Here is a 16,533-nt window from a genome sequence, read left to right as displayed (position 1 = left end):
ACGTTCGTGCCCGCTCCGTGCGGCGCAGTACCCAGTCCACTCCCACCACCTGAGAAACACCTGTGCAGCGCCCGTGCGAGACCCGTGGACCCGAGATCGCTCCCGCGGACCCACCCGATCGGGGCTGTCGGCGCACACCCCGTCGATGCCCGACACTGAGCGACGGCGGCATGACGGAGGGGGAAGCATGCGGGGTCGACGACTGGCGGCGGTGGTGGCGGGGCTCGCGGCGGTCCTGCTCGCGGGGTGTTCCACCACCACCCCCACCACGCCCGCGCCGCAGCCCACGACGCAGGTCGCGCCCGATCCGGGCCTGCCCGCCCGGCTGATGTCGACCGTGAGCGGGGACGGCGCCTTCGCCCGCCTCGAGCGGCTGCAGCAGATCGCCGACGCCCACGGCGGCAACCGCGCCCTCGGCACCCCCGGCTACGACGCCAGCGTGGACTACGTGGCCCAGACCCTCCGGGACGCGGGGTTCGCGGTGGACACCCCGAGCTTCGACGTCCGTGCCTACACCGTCCAGGACCAGCGGCTGACCGTGGAAGGGCGCACCGTCGACTCCGCCGCGATGAGCTTCTCCCCCGCCACGCCGGCGGGCGGGCTGACCGCGCCGCTGCACGTCGTCGCCCAGGACGCCACCTCCGGGTGCGAGGTCGAGGACTTCGCCGGCATGCCCGCGGGCGCGATCGCCCTGGTCAAACGCGGTACGTGTCCCTTCGGCGCCAAGTCGGAGAACGCGAAGAAGGCCGGCGCCGCGGGGCTGGTCGTGGTGAACACCGAGGACACGCGGCTGGACGCCACGCTCGGCGACTCCACCGCCACCGTGCCGACCACCGGCGTGACCGCCTCCGCCGGGGCCGACCTCGCGACGAGGGGCGGCGCCCCGGTCACCCTGCTGCTGCTGGCCACCACACAGGACACCGTGAGCCGCAACGTGATCGCGCAGACCACGACCGGCGACCCGGACCGCGTCGTGATGGCCGGGGCGCACCTCGACTCGGTGCCGGAGGGCCCGGGGATCAACGACAACGGCTCGGGCTCCGCCGCGCTGCTCGAGCTGGCCACCGCGCTCGGCCCGACGCCGCCGGTCGCCAACGCCGTCCGGTTCGCGTGGTGGGGCGCCGAGGAGGTCGGGCTCGTCGGCTCCACCCGGTACGTCGAGGGGCTCGCACCCGCGGACGCTCAGCGGATCGCGCTGTACCTGAACCTGGACATGGTGGGGTCGCCGAACGCCGGCTACCTCGTCTACGACGGCGACGACTCGGACAAGCAGGGCGCGGGCCCCGGCCCCGAGGGCTCGGCGGCCGTGGAACGGGTGCTGCTCGACCAGCTCTCGGCCGTGGGCGTGCAGGGGTCGGGCACGGACTTCGACGGCCGCTCCGACTACGGCCCGTTCATCGCGGCCGGCATCCCGGCGGGCGGCCTGTTCACCGGGGCCGAGGAGCGGAAGTCGGCGCAGCAGGCCGGGCAGTGGGGCGGCCAGGCCGACCGCCCGTTCGACGGCTGCTACCACCAGGCCTGCGACACCGTCGCCAACGTCGACCGCACGGCCCTGGACCGCAACGTCGACGCGCTGGCGGGCACGGTCGGCCGGTTCGCGCTGGACCTGAACGGGGTGCCCCGGCGGCAGTCGTAGCGCCGGCCATACCTGTTGTCGCGGGTCCGGTCGCCGCAGGGCCGGTCGCCGTCGCGCCGGTCGCCGCAGCGCCGGTCGCCGCGCCGGTCGTCGCAGCACCGGTCGTCGGGGCGCCGGTCGTCGCAGCACCGGTCGTCGGGGCGCCGGTCGTCGGGGCGCCGGTCCTCGGGGCGCCGGTCGTCGGGGCGCCGGTCGTCGGGGCGCCGGTCGTCGGGGCGGAGGTGGGGCGGCCGCGCCGGGCCCGGCACACCCCGTCAGTCGTAGATGCCGGTGACCCACCACCGCTCCTCCCGGTGCAGCAGGAGCAGGGCCACCCCGTCGGCCAGCTCGACCTGCAGCCGTGAGCCGGTGCGGCCGTCGGCCGACCACCAGCGCTGGCTGACCGGCCAGGGCCCCGCCCAGTCCCGGACCTCCCGGGGCGGGTGCCCGGCGAGCAGCACCCGGTGCGGGTCCGCGTCGAGCAGGTCGGGCTCGCGCAGGCCGACCGACCTGCCCTCCGCGGTGTGCAGCTCGACCGGGATCGGTTCCTCCGGCACGGTCGCCGGCGACGGCGCCGGGAGGCGACCCGGCCAGGCGGGGACCGGGTCCCGCGCGGCCTTGCCGGTGCGGATCGGCCGCGACCGCCCGGGCTTGCGGGCGGCCGGGCCCTGCGTGCCGGTCGGGGCGGTGCCCCGGAGCGCCGCCTCGGGTGCGTCGGGGGCGAAGCCGCGCGGCGCCTCGCGCGGGAGCGGGGCCGGCTCGGGCAGCGGGTCGAGGACGAGCACGGGATCCTCGCCGACCACGCGCAGCCCGGCCGACGGCGCGTCCGGGTACGGGCCGAGCCCCTCGACCGGCGGGGCGGCTGGCGGGCCCTGGAGGGGCCCGGCGGCGCGGGAGCCGGGCTCCCGGTCGTCCCCCCAGGGGACGTACCGGACCCGCTCGTCCGGGTCGCGACCGCCGGTGAGGACCGCGGTGACCACGGCCTCCGGGCCGAGCAGCGCCTGGACCCGGACCAGTGCGCGCCCGGCCCGCTCGCCCGCCTCCCCGACGTCCCCCCAGAGACCGAGCTGCAGCGCGCCCGCGGTGACCGTCTCCTCCGGGGTGAGCCGCAGCTCGACGACGGCGCCGGAGCCACCCCGGGTCAGCCACGAGTCGAGCTGCCAGCGGACCCGGTCGACCGTCCCGGACGGGGTGAGCGGCTCGGCGCACCGCCAGACCCGCAGCAGCTCCTCCCCGCCCTCGGTACGCGCCCACACCCCCAGCCGGGTGCAGGACAGGCCGTGCCCGGCCAGCGTGCGGTGCAGTCGTTCGGCCAGCGTGCGGGCGGCGAACGCGGCCGCGTCGACCCGGGTGACGGGCGGGTCCAGCTCGATCGCGACGGCGAGCTCCTCGGGCGGGCGGCGGCGCACCGGCGGGCGCGGGTCCAGGCCTCGGGCGAGCCGGTGGGCGAGGACGGCGTCGGCGCCGAACCGGGAGGCCACGTCGGCCTGGGCCAGCGCCCCGAACGCGCCCAGGCTGCGCAGGCCCAGCCGGCGCAGCAGGTCCACCAGCTCGGAGCGGTCCACGTCGGGCTCGCGGTCGAGCTCCTCCACCCCGAGCGGGGCGAGGAACTCCGCGCTGCGGCCGGGCTCGACGCCCACCCCGCGGCGGGCGGCGAGCACGGCGGCGAACAGCCCGTCGGCGAACCCGGTCTGGCACTCCACCCCGGTGCGCGCCGCGACCTGGTCGATCAGCCGCTCGGCCGCCTCGCGCTCGCCGCCGAAGAACCCGACCGGGCCCTTGGCCGGGAGCGCGAGCAGGCCCGGCCGGACCACCTCCACCCCCGGAGCGAGCTCCTCGACGGCGACGACCACCGGCTCGAACAGCCGCGCGTCCCGGTCCGGGTCCGGGGCGAGGACGGCGAGCTCGGGGCAGCGCGCCTGGGCGTCCCGCCGGCGCAGCCCCCGCCGCACGCCGGCGGCCCGTGCCCCCGCCGAGCAGGCCACCACGCGGTTGGCCAGGAACACCGCCGCGGACCGGTGGGCCGGGACGTGTGCGGCCTGCATCGCCGCGGTCACCGGCCAGTCCGGGGACCACAGCGCGAGCACCCGCTCCCCCGCCTCAGCCACGGGTGTCCTCCCTGCGGCCCGGCCGGTGCGCGGCCCCGCAGCCGGGTCGCGTGATCGCCGTCCGGGACCGGCCGAGGCCATGAATAGCCTTCAACGGTCCGGGACGGTGATCACCGCCGGAACCCCGCTGCAGAGCGCCGCAGCGCCGACCCCTGATCGCCGTCCGGGACAGATCGCGGCCCTGGTTGGCACCCAGCGGTCCGGAACGGTGATCTCGGCCGGGAAGCCGCCCGCAGTTACTCATGAGACCGCTGCCGGGGCCACGGGGAGCTCCGCCGGCACGTCGGCCGTCGGGGCGTGCCGGATCTCCTCGCGTGGCGCGATCGCACCGCCGGGGCCAGGGAGCAGCAGCTCGGCCTCGCGCCCGGAGGCCCCGGTGCCGCGGCCGGTCGACCGCACCCTCGCGCACCGCGAGCGCAGTCGGCCCGCCCCGCGCGCAAGACCCCGCCACTCCACCCGCGAGCAGCCGAGGACGAGATCGGCGCCGGGCCACGCACCGAGGGCGAGCAGCACCGCGCCGCGCTGCCGCGCCCGGGCCGCCAGCCGCTCCCGGTCGGCCGCGCGCACGCCCGCCCGCTCGGCGCCCGCGACCACGACCAGGTCCAGCCCGTCGAGCAGGGCGGCGGTGACCGCGACGAGGTCCGCGCCGGGCCGGGGCACGAGCGCGAGCCGCTCGAGCCGGATCCCGGCCTCCGCTGCGGCGACCGCGCCGAGCCCGGGCGCTCCGACCACGCCCGCCCACGCACCCTCGGCCGAGGCCTCGGCGAGCAGCCCGAACAGCAGGGACGTCGAGCCGGGGCCGGTCGAGACCGACACCGTGGCCCCCCGCCGCAACCCGCCCCCGGGCAGCAGCGGCGCCAGCGGGGCCGCGACCGGGAGGACCCGCCCGTCGTCGCCCGGGGTCGGTGCGGGCCGCGCCGCCCCCGACGCCCGGTCCTCCATCCGGCGCAGCAGGCTGCGGGCCGTCGCGAGCCGATCGGCGGCGCTCTCCCCGCCGCCCGACAGCGCACGGCCGGGCCGGACGGGGCGCCCCGCGCCGTGGACCCGCCGGTTCCGGGCGAGGCGGGACTCGGCGGGTGGGCGGCCGCTCCCCACGATCACGCCGCCCTCCGGATCCTCGCCCTCCCCGTGCTCCGCCCGATCGACCGGCCAAGTGTCCGGATCGAGCGCCCAGGCCTCACTCACCGCGCGTCCGGGGTGCGAGTGCGATGGCCGCGGTGATGCCGGCAGGCGGATCCGCCCGCACTGGTCGCGCGAAGGGTCGGGGCGCTGGAGGCCACGTGGCCGAGCCCGCGCGTCGGCGACCAGAGATCTGCTCCGCGCACCCGACGAGGCAGTCGCACATCCCGTCGAGGGCTCGTGCCGCGCCACCCCGGAGGTACGGGTGGGACTGAGTGGATGCGGGGAGGCGAAAGGGAAGTGCGGCCTGCCGGGGCTTCGCGGCCCGGAACGGTTGTGCGGCCTGCCGGGGCTTTGTCGGCTGACGAGGTTGCGCGGCGTGTGGCCCGGGCAGGGCGGGCCCGAACGGGTGTGTGGCGTGCCGGGCGGGCCGGATCGGCTGCCGGCATCGCCGCGGCCATCGCACCTGCACCGGCGCCGCCCGTGACACCGGGACCTCCCGACCAGCCGCGGATGCCCGGAGCGCCGCCACACGAGCCGCCCGTGCACGGGCTGCCGGGAAATGTCCCGCCGAGACACGCGCCGGGCTATGAGCCGGCGGGGTGTGGGTCGCCGGGACATGATTTGTTGAGACACGGACGGCGCGGACAGCCTGACGGCAGCTCACGACACACCTCCCCCGCACGACGGGCCACACCGCGGGGAAGACGGTGTTCGAACCTTTGTTCGAACTCTAGCCCAGACGTCGGAACCCCTCAACCCGCGATCGGGTGGACCCGGGAGGACGACGAGCCCATACCCGTTCCGTGATCGCCGCACCACAGCGCGCGCCGCAGCACCGGTCATTCACGCTGTTCACCACAGGGAGATCGTCGCGAGCGCTACCCCATCGCTGCCGCCACGACAACCCCGTCCCTCTCGGAACGATCGTGGGCAGGGGTCGCTCGCTCCGCCGCCGCCAGGAAGATCGTTCCGAGCGCTACCGGACGGCTCCCGTCTCCACAGCACCGTCACCTTCGCAACGATCACCGCGCCCATCGCGTGCCGAGATCGTTCCGAGCGCGACCGTACCGCTGTCGTCACGACCGCAGCGGCACACCCGGAACGATCACGACGCCCGCGGCGAAGGGCGGGCGACGCAGTGCCGCCCGCCGCAGGGATCAGTGCGCGAAGTGCCGGGTGCCCGTGAGGTAGAGGGTGACGCCCGCCTCCGCGGCCGCGGCGGTCACCTGGTCGTCCCGGATCGAGCCGCCGGGGTGGACGACGGCCTTGACGCCGCCCTCGATCAGCACCTCGAGGCCGTCGGGGAAGGGGAAGAACGCGTCGGACGCGGCGACCGCACCGCGCGCCCGGTCCCCGGCCCGGCTGACCGCGAGCCGGCAGGAGTCGACCCGGTTGACCTGCCCCATCCCGACGCCGACCGCGGCGCCGTCGCTGGCCAGCAGGATCGCGTTGGACTTGACCGCGCGGCAGGCGCGCCAGGCGAAGGACAGGTCGGCGAGGGTCCGCTCGTCCGCGGCCGCGCCGGCGACCAGCTTCCAGGAGGAGGGGTCGTCGCCCGGGGCGTCGACGGCGTCGCGCTGCTGCATCAGCAGGCCGCCGCTGATCGGCCGGAACTCCGCGCCGTGCCGGGTGACCTCGCCGTCGATGCGGAGCAGCCGGATGTTCTTCTTCGACCGCAGGATCTCCAGGGCCTCCGGCGTGAACCCGGGGGCCACCACGACCTCGGTGAAGATGTCCTTGACCTGCTGCGCCATCTCGACGCCGACCTCGCGGTTGGTGGCGATCACGCCGCCGTACGCGCTGACCGGGTCCGTGGCGTGGGCCTTGCGGTGCGCCTCCGCGACGTCCGCGCCCACCGCGATCCCGCACGGGTTGGCGTGCTTGATCACCGCGACGGCGGGCCGGTCGCCGTGGTCGTGCGCGGCGCGCCAGGCGGCGTCGGCGTCGACGTAGTTGTTGTAGGACATCTCCTTGCCGTGGAGCTGCTCGGCGCGGGCCAGACCCGACCCGCCGGCCTCGGAGGTGTAGATCGCCGCGGCCTGGTGCGGGTTCTCGCCGTAGCGCAGGGTGGCCTTGCGGGTCCAGGTCGCGCCCGCCCACTCCGGGAACGCCGACTCGCCGCCGACCAGCACCGAGCCCATCCACGAGGCGACGGCGACGTCGTAGGCCGCGGTGTGCCGGAAGGCCTCCGCCGCGAGCCGGCGCCGGTCCTCCGGCAGGAACCCGCCGGCCGCGATCTGCTCCAGCGCCCAGTCGTACTCCGCCGGGTCGGTGACCACCGCGAGGCTGTCGTGGTTCTTGGCCGACGCCCGGACCATGGCGGGCCCGCCGATGTCGATCTGCTCGACGCACTCCGCCGGCGTCGCGCCGGAGGCGACGGTCTCGGTGAACGGGTAGAGGTTCGAGACGAGCAGGTCGAACGGCGCGATGCCCAGCTGCTCGAGCTGCTGGAGGTGCTCAGGCCGGCGGGTGTCGGCCAGCAGGCCGGCGTGCACGCGCGGGTGCAGGGTCTTGACGCGGCCGTCGAGGCACTCGGGGAACTCGGTCAGCTCCTCGACGGGCGTGACGGGTACGCCGGCGTCGGCGATCCGCTGGGCGGTCGACCCGGTCGAGACGATCTCCACGCCCGCCGCGTGCAGCCCGGTCGCCAGGTCGAGCAGCCCGGCCTTGTCGTAGACGCTGATCAGGGCCCGCTTGACCGGCCTGCGTTCGCTCACTGGACACTCGCCTCTCGGTTGCACAGCGTCTCCTGGTGGCACGCCGTCTCTCCGGTACACAGCGTCGCGACGGTGTCCACCAGCAACCGGCGCTCCGCGATCTTGATGCGTTCGTGCAGCACGGCCTCGGTGTCGCCGGGCAGCACGGGGACGGCCTCCTGGGCCAGGATCGGCCCGGTGTCCACGCCGGCGTCGACCAGGTGGACCGTGGTCCCGGTGATCCGGACGCCGTGGGCGAGGGCGTCGCGGACCGCGTGCGCCCCGGGGAAGGCGGGCAGCAGCGCCGGGTGGGTGTTCAGGATCGGGCGGCCGACCCCGTCGAGGAAGGGCGCGCCGAGGATCCGCATGAACCCCGCGCAGACGACGAGGTCCGGCCGGTGCCCGAGGACGGCCGCCAGCAGGGCCCGGTCCCACGCCGGCCGGTCGGCGTGCTCCGCGGGCCGGACCGTGAACGTCGGGGTGCCCGAGCGGTCGGCCCGGGCCAGCGCCTCGACCCCGGGACGGTCCGTCCCGACGGCGACGACCTCCGCCGGGTAGCCCGGGTCGCGCGTGGCGTCGAGCAGCGCCTGGAGCAGCGTGCCGGAGCCCGAGGCGAGCACGACGAGGCGGGCGCGCCCGGGTAGGCCGTCCCGCGACGGGGGCTGTGCGCTCGTCGGGGCGGGCACGGGTCTCCTCGGGCGGGCGGCTCGGACGGACCCCTCCAGCCTAGGCCGCGACGACCGTCACAGCGCGGGGACCTGCCCCGATCCGGTGGGCGGGCCGGTCCTTCCGCGGTGCCGGCGCCGTGATCCGGGCAGGGGATCGTCCGGGATTCGAGCGTCCCGCTGCCCGAAGTGGATCACGGTTCGTCGGTGTCGCGCTCCGCGGTCTCGCGGGCGGCCCGCGCCTCCGCCTGACGGGCGCGGAGGGCCACGAGCTCGGCGACGGTGCGGGGGCGGGGCTCGTCCTCGTCGGGTCGCCCCGTGTCGGCCGGGCGAGCGGACTCGGCCTCGGCACGCTCGCGACGGTGTGGGCGCTCGGGTCGGTCGGATCGCTCCGGGCGGTCGGAGGGCCCGGAGCAATCAGCGGGCTCGGAGCGGCCGGCGGACTCAGAGCGGCCGGCGGACTCGGAGCGGTCGGCGCGCTCGGAGCGGCCGGCGCGCTCGGAGCGGCCGGCGGACTTGCCGGTCCCACCGCGCTCGATCGCCCCGGAGGAGTCCCGGGACGAGCCCTCCCGGTCCTCGACGGGGTCCTCCAGGTGCTCGACGGGCTCGCGGTCGTGGTCGGCCGGGAGATCCTCGACGGCGCGTAGGGCCGGAGGTTCGGCAGCCGCGGCCGGAGGTTCGGTGGCCCCGCGACGGGAGCGCACGGGACGGCGACGGGTGCCGCTGCTGCGCTCCTGCCGACGGGCCCGGGCCCGCTCGACCGCCCGGCCCCGGCCCGCCCGCGCCCGGCCGTCCCGGCTGCGTGCGCTGCTCGAGGACCGGCCGCGACCTCCGTCCTCCCCGGCGGGATCCACGTCGTCCGCAGGACCCGTCCCGGCTGCGACGGCCGGGTCCTCGCCGTCGGTCGAAGCGCTGCGAGGAGCGTCGGCCTGGCGGACCTTGCCGTCGTCGAGAGCGTCCGCCGGACCGCTGCGCTCGGCCGACTCCTCGTCGGACGGGTCGGGGTCCTCGCCCGACCGGTCCGGCTCCCCGTCGTCGGACGCACGGTTCTCGGCGGGGCCCTCGTCCCCCGGGCCGGTGGACGCGTCGTCCTCGACATCCTCGCCCGGCTCGACGCCCTCGGCGTACCCGTCGGCCGGTGTCCCGACGTCGAGCTCGTCGTCCGCCGCGTACCCGTCCCGGTACCAGCCGAGCTCCTCGTCGTCGCGAGCCTGCTCCGGCACCGGGCCACCACGCTGCACCAGCCCGAGGACCGCCGCGGGCCCGCCGATCCACACCACGACGGCGAGCAGGACGAGCCAGGGCGGCATCGCGACCGGGTCGAACCGGCCCGCCGCCAACCGGCCCCCCGCCAGCGCGGCGACCAGCGCCCCCACCAGGGCGAGCGTGCCCGTCGCGACCCCGACGGCCCGCATCCGCTCGGGCACCGTGGACGCCGGGCCCAGGACCGCGCGGCAGATCCCGCCCACCATCAGCCCGATCCCCACCGGCACGATCACGACGACCACCGCCCAGGCCGGTGCGGGCACCGTCGGCAGGGCCCCGAGCAGGGGGAACGGGGGCAGCGCGCCGGGCGCGCCACCGAACGGCGTCCACGCGCCGAGGCCGACGTCGACGCCCGGGCCGAGCAGCCAGGACGCACCGGCGACCGCGGCGTTGGGCAGGTAGGCCACGGCGAGCAGGGTCATCCCGAGTGCGGCGCCGCCGGTGGGGGCCAGCACCTCGTACAGCCCGTGCACCCGCGACGCGCCGACGATGAGTCCCACCAGCACGGCGAGCGCGCCGACGACCAGGAGCGCGACACCACCGACGGCGGCGGCCGCCAGCCCGGCCGCGGGCCACCCCTGCAGCCGCTCCCGCCAGTCCGCGGGCAGCCCGCAGGCGCGCAGCACGCCGATCCCGGCGCCGAGGCCGGCGATCAGCCCGGCGCCGAGCATCGCCGCCCAGGGGGCGGCGCCGTCGGCCGCCGAGGTGCGCAGCAGCGCGCTGCCGAGCACCGCGACGGCCGCGTGGGCCCCGGCCGACGCCGCGACGACCGCGCCGGCGTCCTGCCTGATCCGGCACCCCAGTCGTCGGGCGGCCCATCGCGCCCCCCACGCGACGACGACGACCACGGCCAGGGGCGGGAGCAGCGGCAGCACGCTGAGCGGCTGCCCCTCGAGCGCCAGCGGGATGAGGTGGGCCGCCAGCCAGAGCGGGATCGCGGCGGCGAAGGCCCCGTCGACGGAACCGCTCGCGCCCCCGCCCGCGAGCACCACCAGGAGTGCCGCGGGCACGAGCATGGCGTAGCTGACCAGGACCGTTCCCATTGCCGCGGCGAGGACGATCCGGAGCCGGTCGAGCCCCTCCGGAACATCCGGGCCGGCCGCGTCCGCGGCCTCGGGCCCGACCTCCGGCTCCTCCTCCGCACGGTCCGGGGCACGCAGCGAACGGGTCACCGCGCCAGCGTCGCAGCGCGGGCGCCGGGAGTCAGGCCGCCACGCCGGGCCCCGCGGCTCCGGCGAACGCCACCACGGACAACTCCCGACTCGCGGTGCCGGAACTCCCGACTCGCGGGAGCGGTTGGCCTCGGCAGCGGCGGATCAGCCTTCGCTGCGGCGCTCGCCCTCGGTCGGGATGCGGGTGGTGCGGTCGGCCTCCTGCCGCCCGTGCCGGCCGCCGCCCTGCTCGTCGTTCCCGCGCGGGGTCTCGATGCGCGTCTGCTCCAGCTCGGTGGGCTGCCCGGCGGGCGGTGTGGTCGACGCCGCGCCCGGCTCCGTCACCCCGGCCCACCCGCTGTGCTGCGGCTGCCCCTGCCCCGCCTGCGACCCGGGCTGTGCAGCCTGCTGACCGGCAGCCTGCTGACCGGCAGTCTGCTGGCCGGCCGCCTGATGACCCCCACCCTGCTGAACGGAGCCCTGCTGACCTGGCACCTGCTGGGCCGGGCCCTGCGGCGCGAGACCCTGCTGACCCGGCACCTGCGGACCGGACTGGCCCTGCGGGCCGGGGCCCCACGGGCCGCCCTCGTAGCCCTGCGGGGGGCCGTACGGCCCCTGCGGCGCCGGGCCCTGCGGCGACCAGCCGTAGCCGTACTGACCGCCCGGCGCCGGCTGCTGGACGTAACCCCCGCCCTGCCCGGGCGGCGGGTACCCGCCGTACTGCTGGCCGTAGGGCCCGTACTGCTGGCCGTACCCCGGCTGCGGCTGCGGCTGCGCCCTGCGCGCGGGCATGCTCAGCAGCCCGGCCTCCATCAGGACCGCCCCGACCAGGGCCGCGGCGGCGAGGAACGCGACCACGAGCGCGACGATCTCGATACCGCCGACGGCGACCTGCGACGCCGCCACCGCGACCTGCACGAGCGACAGGAACCCGACGACGGCGAGCACCGCCCCCGGGACGAGCACCTTCCCCGCCCGGGGCAACAGCGCGGCGGCGGCGAGCAGGCCGCCCGCCAGCAGCAGCGCCGGCCCGTACAGCAGGCTGCTCAGCGGCGAGAAGAACCCGAGCAGGTAGACGACGATCGCCAGCCCGGCCCCCGCCGTGACGAGGGTGCGGGCGGGACCCTGCAGCGGCGCCGGCCCCTCGCCGGCCGCCTGCTCCGGACTCGCTCCGGTCTGGCTCATGACCACTCCCTTGCCCGCTCTCGTGGAACCGCGGCGACGCTAGCCCACCGCCGTCGAGCGTCCTCGACCCCCGTCACGACAACGCGCGGGCCCCGGGGAGGTTCCCGGGACCCGCGCGCGGCGGAGGTCGAGGTCAGGACGTCACAGCGACGACATGATCTCCTTCATCAGGGCGGCGGTCTCGGACGGCGTCTTGCCGACCTTGACGCCGGCGGCCTCGAGGGCCTCCTTCTTGGCGGCCGCGGTGCCGGCGGAGCCGGACACGATCGCGCCCGCGTGGCCCATCGTCTTGCCCTCGGGGGCGGTGAAGCCCGCGACGTAGCCGACGACCGGCTTGGTCACGTTCTCCTTGATGTAGGCCGCGGCCCGCTCCTCGGCGTCGCCGCCGATCTCGCCGATCATCACGATCGCGGCGGTGTCGGGGTCGGCCTCGAACGCCTCGAGGGCGTCGATGTGCGTGGTGCCGATGATCGGGTCGCCGCCGATGCCGATCGCCGTCGAGAAGCCGAACTCCTTGAGCTCGAACATCATCTGGTAGGTCAGCGTGCCGGACTTCGACACCAGGCCGATCTTGCCGGGGCCGGCGATGTCGGCCGGGATGATGCCGGCGTTGGACTGGCCGGGGCTGATGATGCCGGGGCAGTTCGGGCCGATGATCCGCGTCTTGTTGCCCTTGGCCACGGCGTGCGCCCAGAAGTAGGCCGAGTCGTGCACCGGGATGCCCTCGGTGATGACGACGGCCAGCGGGATCGCGGCGTCGATGGCCTCGATCACGGCGTCCTTGGCGAACTTCGGCGGCACGAAGATGACCGAGACGTCCGCCCCGGTCTCCTTGATGGCCTCCTCGACGGTGCCGAACACCGTCAGCTCCTTGCCGCCGATGCCGACGGTCGTGCCGGCCTTGCGTGCGTTGACGCCGCCGACGATGTTCGTGCCCGCCGCCAGCATCTTGGTGGCGTGCTTGGTCCCCTCGGAGCCGGTGAGGCCCTGGACGATGACCTTGCTGTTCTCGTTCAGGAAGATCGACATGTGCTCAGGCTCCCGCGGCCAGCTCGGCGGCCTTGTCGGCCGCGTCGTCCATGGTGGCCACCTGCGTGACCAGGGGGTGGTTGGCGTCCTCGAGGATCTTCCGGCCCTCGACGACGTTGTTGCCGTCCAGCCGGACGACCAGCGGCTTGCTGGCCTCGTCGCCGAGGATCTTCAGCGCCTCGACGATGCCGTTCGCGACGGCGTCGCAGGCGGTGATGCCGCCGAAGACGTTGACGAAGACGCTCTTGACGTCAGGGTCGTTCAGGATGACGTCCAGGCCGTTCGCCATGACCTGCGCCGACGCGCCACCGCCGATGTCGAGGAAGTTGGCGGGCTTCTGGCCGCCGTGCTTCTCGCCGGCGTAGGCGACGACGTCGAGCGTGCTCATCACGAGACCCGCGCCGTTGCCGATGATGCCGACCGAGCCGCCCTCGAGCTTGACGTAGTTCAGGTTCTTGGCCTTGGCCTTCGCCTCGAGCGCGTTCTCGGTGCGCTCGTCGACCAGCTCCGCGTGCTGCGGGTGCCGGAAGTCGGCGTTGCCGTCGAGGGTCACCTTGCCGTCGAGCGCGACGACCTTGTTCTCCGGGTCGCGGACCAGCGGGTTGACCTCGACCAGGGTCGCGTCCTCGGCGACGAACGTCTCCCAGAGCTTGACGATGACGTCCGACGCCTGGTCGGCCACCTCGGCCGGGATCTTGCCGGCGGCGACGATCTCGTCCGCCTTCGCCTTGTCGACGCCCGCGATCGCGTCGATCGGGATGCGCGCCAGCGCCTCCGGGCGCTCGACGGCGAGCTGCTCGATCTCCATGCCGCCCTCGGCCGAGCACATGGCCAGGAAGGTGCGGTTGGACCGGTCGAGCAGGAAGGAGAAGTAGTACTCCTCGCTGATGTCCGACGCGGTGGTGACCAGCACCTGGTGGACGGTGTGGCCCTTGATGTCCATCCCGAGGATGGCGCCGGCCTTCTCCTTGGCCTCGGCCGGGCTCTCGGCGAGCTTCACGCCGCCGGCCTTGCCGCGCCCGCCCGTCTTGACCTGGGCCTTGACCACGACCGCGGTGCCCAGCTCGGCGGCAGCGGCCTCGGCGGCCTCGGCCGTGTCCACCGTCTTGCCCGGAAGCACCGGGACTCCGTGGGCGGCGAAGAGGTCCTTCGCCTGGTACTCGTACAGGTCCACTCGGCTCTCCCGATTCACGTCGCTGTGCCGGCAAGCGTCGCGAGGACCAGGGCGCGGCGATGCCGTGCCCGCCCTGCGAGGTGCCCGCACGTAGAGACCTACTCCGACGTTGGACCCTAGCGACGCCCCTGCCCCTTCATGACATCCGCCCAGGTGAGCTGCCTCACCGGGGCCCTCGTAAACCTCCCGGACACCCGCCGTGCCTGCCGGATCGGGCCGGAGCCCACGCCCGTGTGTGACCAACGAGTCGCTCGGTGGGGGCGTGCGCCTCACCCGGCCGGAGGGCGGGCGGGCGGGTGGTTCCCGGCTCGCCGACCGGTTACGGTGTGTCACGACAACGCGGCGTTCGAGCACGGACTCACCCGGGGCGACCAGCGGGCGACCGTTCGCGACGGCGTGCGGGCCGCAACCTCCGCCCTCCTTCGACCGGTCGCCGCGGGACACTGCTCCGTTCGGCCGCCTCGCCGGGGGGACAGGTCGTCACACGGCCGTTCGGATGTTTCCGTCGCGTGACCCGGCGGATCTCCCCGATCCCCCTTATCGTCTGTTCATGGCGACGGTCCGGCAGGGACTCCACCGCCTGGCCAGGACGGCCGACGGTGCACGCTCCGTCATGGGGCGGGCGCTCGTCGACGCCGGGGAGGCCGCCGGGTACGCCGCGCGGACCTTCACCTCCCGGGCCGGGCTGCGGGGGCTGGTGCTGGAGGGCGCCTGGCTCGCGGCGCACGTCGCGCTCTACCCCGTCGGGCTCGCGGGCGAGACGATCCGGCCGCGCGACCTCTACCGCACGGACGACCTCGACCCGGTCCAGCGCAGCTTCGTCTGCGGTGACATCGAGGCGGCCGGCACCCCGGTCCTGCTGATCCACGGGATCATGGACAACCGGTCGGTGTTCACCGTGTTCCGGCGGGCACTGCGCCGGCGTGGCTTCGGCGCGGTGCACGCGATCAACTACAGCATCCTCACCGACGACCTGCGCAGCGCCGCACGGGCGGTGGGCGAGCACGTCGCCCGGCTCCGCGAGGCCACCGGCGCCGACCGGGTGCACATCGTGGGGCACTCGCTGGGCGGCGTGATCGCGCGGTACTACGTGCAGCGGCTGGGCGGCTCGGAGTTCGTCGACACGCTGGTCACGCTGGGCAGTCCGCACACCGGCAGCAACACCGCCCATCTCCTGCCCACCCCGCTCGCCCGGCAGCTGCGGCCCGGCTCCGAGGTCATGGCCGAGCTCGCCGCGCCGGCGCCGGACTGCACCACGCGGTTCCTCGTGGTCTGGAGCCGGATGGACCAGATGGTCGTCCCGCAGCGCAACGCGCGGCTGCGCCATCCCGACCTCGACGTCTCGGAGCTGGAGCTCGACGACGTCGGGCACCTCGCCCTGCCCGTCGACCCGCGCACCGTGCACGCCGTCGTCACCGGGCTCGCCCGTCGCGGAGAGCGACCGATCCACCCTTTCCGCCAGCACCGGCGGCGCCACGAACCGGTCCGCCTCGACGCAGGGTGAGCGTTCTCCGCCGATCTTCCGACCCGGGATCGTTCGATCGGTCGCACTCGGGTGCGCACCCGGGGTCGGGTTGGACGCGGTGGGAGCGGCCCGCTAGGTTCGGTCCGTCCGTGTCACGGAGCGATCACGACGGCGCGGCGCCGACCCCCGAACGGCGCCGACGGGTTCCCCGGTCCACCGCCGACGTGCCCCGGCGGCACGGCGCGAAGAGAAGGGCAGGTCTTGCGCCACCGCTCCCCACGCGGCGCCCGACCGGTCCCCGAGCACGTCGCGACCCCCCGCGCGGCGGCGCCCGCGGGACACCGGCTTCCGGCGCCGCCCGCCGCGTCGCTGCGCGTGCGCGCGACCGTCGCCGCCTGTGCGGGCGGTGCGCTGGTCGCCGCCGGGCAGACGATGCTCACGGCCCTCGCCGGCCCCGCCGTGGCCGCTGACCCCTACGAGAGGCTCGCCGCCAACGCGATGCTGCCGGTCGCGGACGAGGTCGCCGCGCCGGCCGGCGCCCCGGTCGACCGAGCCGTCCCGGCCACCCGGGCCATCGGCGCCGACCGGCTGACCGGGTCGTCACCACAGGCGCTGCCGGTGCTCGACGAGAAGTCCGAGCTGGACGTCGCGAGCCTCACCAAGGCCGTCGACATCGGCAACCGGATCGCCGCGACCGCCCGGCAGATCGACGCCGCCCTCTCCGGCGGCGCGCCGCAGGCGGTCCTGGAGCACGGCGAGGCGTACGTCCTGCCGACCACCGGCCGTTTCACCTCGGGGTTCGGCGCCCGCTGGGGGGTCACGCACTACGGCATCGACCTCGCCGCCCCGATCGGCACGCCGATCTTCGCGTTCACGGACGGGGTCGTCGAGGAGTCCGGCCCGGCCAGCGGCTTCGGCATGTGGGTGGTGCTGCGGCACGCCGACGGCACCCGCACCGTCTACGGCCACATCAACCGCTCGCTGGTGAGCGTGGGGCAGACGGTGTCGGCCGGCGAGGAGATCGCCGAGGTCGGCAACCGCGGCCAGTCCACCGGCC

The 16,533-nt window shown here is 75.9% G+C and carries 11 protein-coding genes; 3 read left to right on the top strand and 8 right to left on the bottom strand.

What is annotated here, in order from left to right; all coding sequences use genetic code 11:
• Window positions 1–187: 187 nt before the first annotated feature.
• Window positions 188–1,636: a M28 family peptidase gene (locus ACFQH9_RS19840; protein ID WP_379567656.1), complete on the top strand. Its 1,449-nt coding sequence runs from the start codon at window positions 188–190 to the stop codon at window positions 1,634–1,636.
• Window positions 1,637–1,890: 254 nt separating this feature from the next.
• Here the strand turns inward: ACFQH9_RS19840 and ACFQH9_RS19835 are convergent, their stop codons facing one another.
• The 8 genes from ACFQH9_RS19835 to sucC all read right to left on the bottom strand — a co-directional run bounded on the left by ACFQH9_RS19835 (window position 1,891) and on the right by sucC (window position 14,029).
• Window positions 1,891–3,723, bottom strand: a complete 1,833-nt coding sequence (locus tag ACFQH9_RS19835; protein ID WP_465269535.1) for a DNA polymerase Y family protein — start codon at window positions 3,721–3,723, stop codon at window positions 1,891–1,893.
• Between the two features lie 240 nt (window positions 3,724–3,963).
• Window positions 3,964–4,908, bottom strand: coding sequence for a serine/threonine-protein kinase (locus tag ACFQH9_RS19830; RefSeq protein WP_379567655.1), 945 nt, complete (start codon window positions 4,906–4,908; stop codon window positions 3,964–3,966).
• 1,094 nt (window positions 4,909–6,002) lie between these two features.
• Window positions 6,003–7,562, bottom strand: coding sequence for a bifunctional phosphoribosylaminoimidazolecarboxamide formyltransferase/IMP cyclohydrolase (purH, locus tag ACFQH9_RS19825; RefSeq protein WP_379567654.1), 1,560 nt, complete (start codon window positions 7,560–7,562; stop codon window positions 6,003–6,005).
• The gene (gene purN, locus ACFQH9_RS19820; protein ID WP_379567653.1) at window positions 7,559–8,227 is read right to left on the bottom strand and encodes a phosphoribosylglycinamide formyltransferase; all 669 of its coding nucleotides are present in this window, start codon (window positions 8,225–8,227) and stop codon (window positions 7,559–7,561) included. The genes purH and purN overlap by 4 nt, the downstream gene beginning before the upstream one ends.
• A 173-nt stretch (window positions 8,228–8,400) precedes the next feature.
• A complete protein-coding gene (locus ACFQH9_RS19815) occupies window positions 8,401–10,644 on the bottom strand; it encodes a cell division protein PerM (protein WP_379567652.1) in 2,244 nt (747 codons plus the stop codon).
• 144 nt (window positions 10,645–10,788) lie between these two features.
• A complete protein-coding gene (locus ACFQH9_RS19810) occupies window positions 10,789–11,808 on the bottom strand; it encodes a DUF5336 domain-containing protein (protein ID WP_379567651.1) in 1,020 nt (339 codons plus the stop codon).
• Window positions 11,809–11,949: 141 nt separating this feature from the next.
• On the bottom strand, window positions 11,950–12,837 hold the full coding sequence (gene sucD / locus ACFQH9_RS19805) for a succinate--CoA ligase subunit alpha (protein WP_379567650.1): 888 nt from the start codon (window positions 12,835–12,837) through the stop codon (window positions 11,950–11,952).
• Window positions 12,838–12,841: 4 nt separating this feature from the next.
• The gene (sucC, locus tag ACFQH9_RS19800) at window positions 12,842–14,029 is read right to left on the bottom strand and encodes an ADP-forming succinate--CoA ligase subunit beta (protein ID WP_379567649.1); all 1,188 of its coding nucleotides are present in this window, start codon (window positions 14,027–14,029) and stop codon (window positions 12,842–12,844) included.
• Between the two features lie 532 nt (window positions 14,030–14,561).
• On the opposite strand from sucC, the gene ACFQH9_RS19795 reads away from it, so the two are divergent.
• Window positions 14,562–15,515, top strand: coding sequence for an esterase/lipase family protein (locus ACFQH9_RS19795; RefSeq protein ID WP_379567648.1), 954 nt, complete (start codon window positions 14,562–14,564; stop codon window positions 15,513–15,515).
• 336 nt (window positions 15,516–15,851) lie between these two features.
• The coding region (locus ACFQH9_RS19790) for a M23 family metallopeptidase (protein ID WP_379567647.1) at window positions 15,852–16,533 on the top strand (682 nt) is incomplete at its 3' end.

The organism is Pseudonocardia lutea (genome assembly GCF_042658055.1).
Taxonomy (GTDB): domain Bacteria; phylum Actinomycetota; class Actinomycetes; order Mycobacteriales; family Pseudonocardiaceae; genus Pseudonocardia; species Pseudonocardia lutea.
The sequence above is the reverse complement of the archived record's forward strand: the minus strand, read 5'-3'. Positions and strand labels throughout refer to the sequence as shown.

Bases quoted from the DNA above. Each gene is read 5' to 3' on its own strand.
- ACFQH9_RS19810 (WP_379567651.1), bottom strand. From the start codon at position 11,808: ATGAGCCAGACCGGAGCGAGTCCGGAGCAGGCGGCCGGCGAGGGGCCG.
- ACFQH9_RS19795 (WP_379567648.1), top strand. From the start codon at position 14,562: ATGGCGACGGTCCGGCAGGGACTCCACCGCCTGGCCAGGACGGCCGAC.
- sucD (WP_379567650.1), bottom strand. From the start codon at position 12,837: ATGTCGATCTTCCTGAACGAGAACAGCAAGGTCATCGTCCAGGGCCTC.
- ACFQH9_RS19840 (WP_379567656.1), top strand. From the start codon at position 188: ATGCGGGGTCGACGACTGGCGGCGGTGGTGGCGGGGCTCGCGGCGGTC.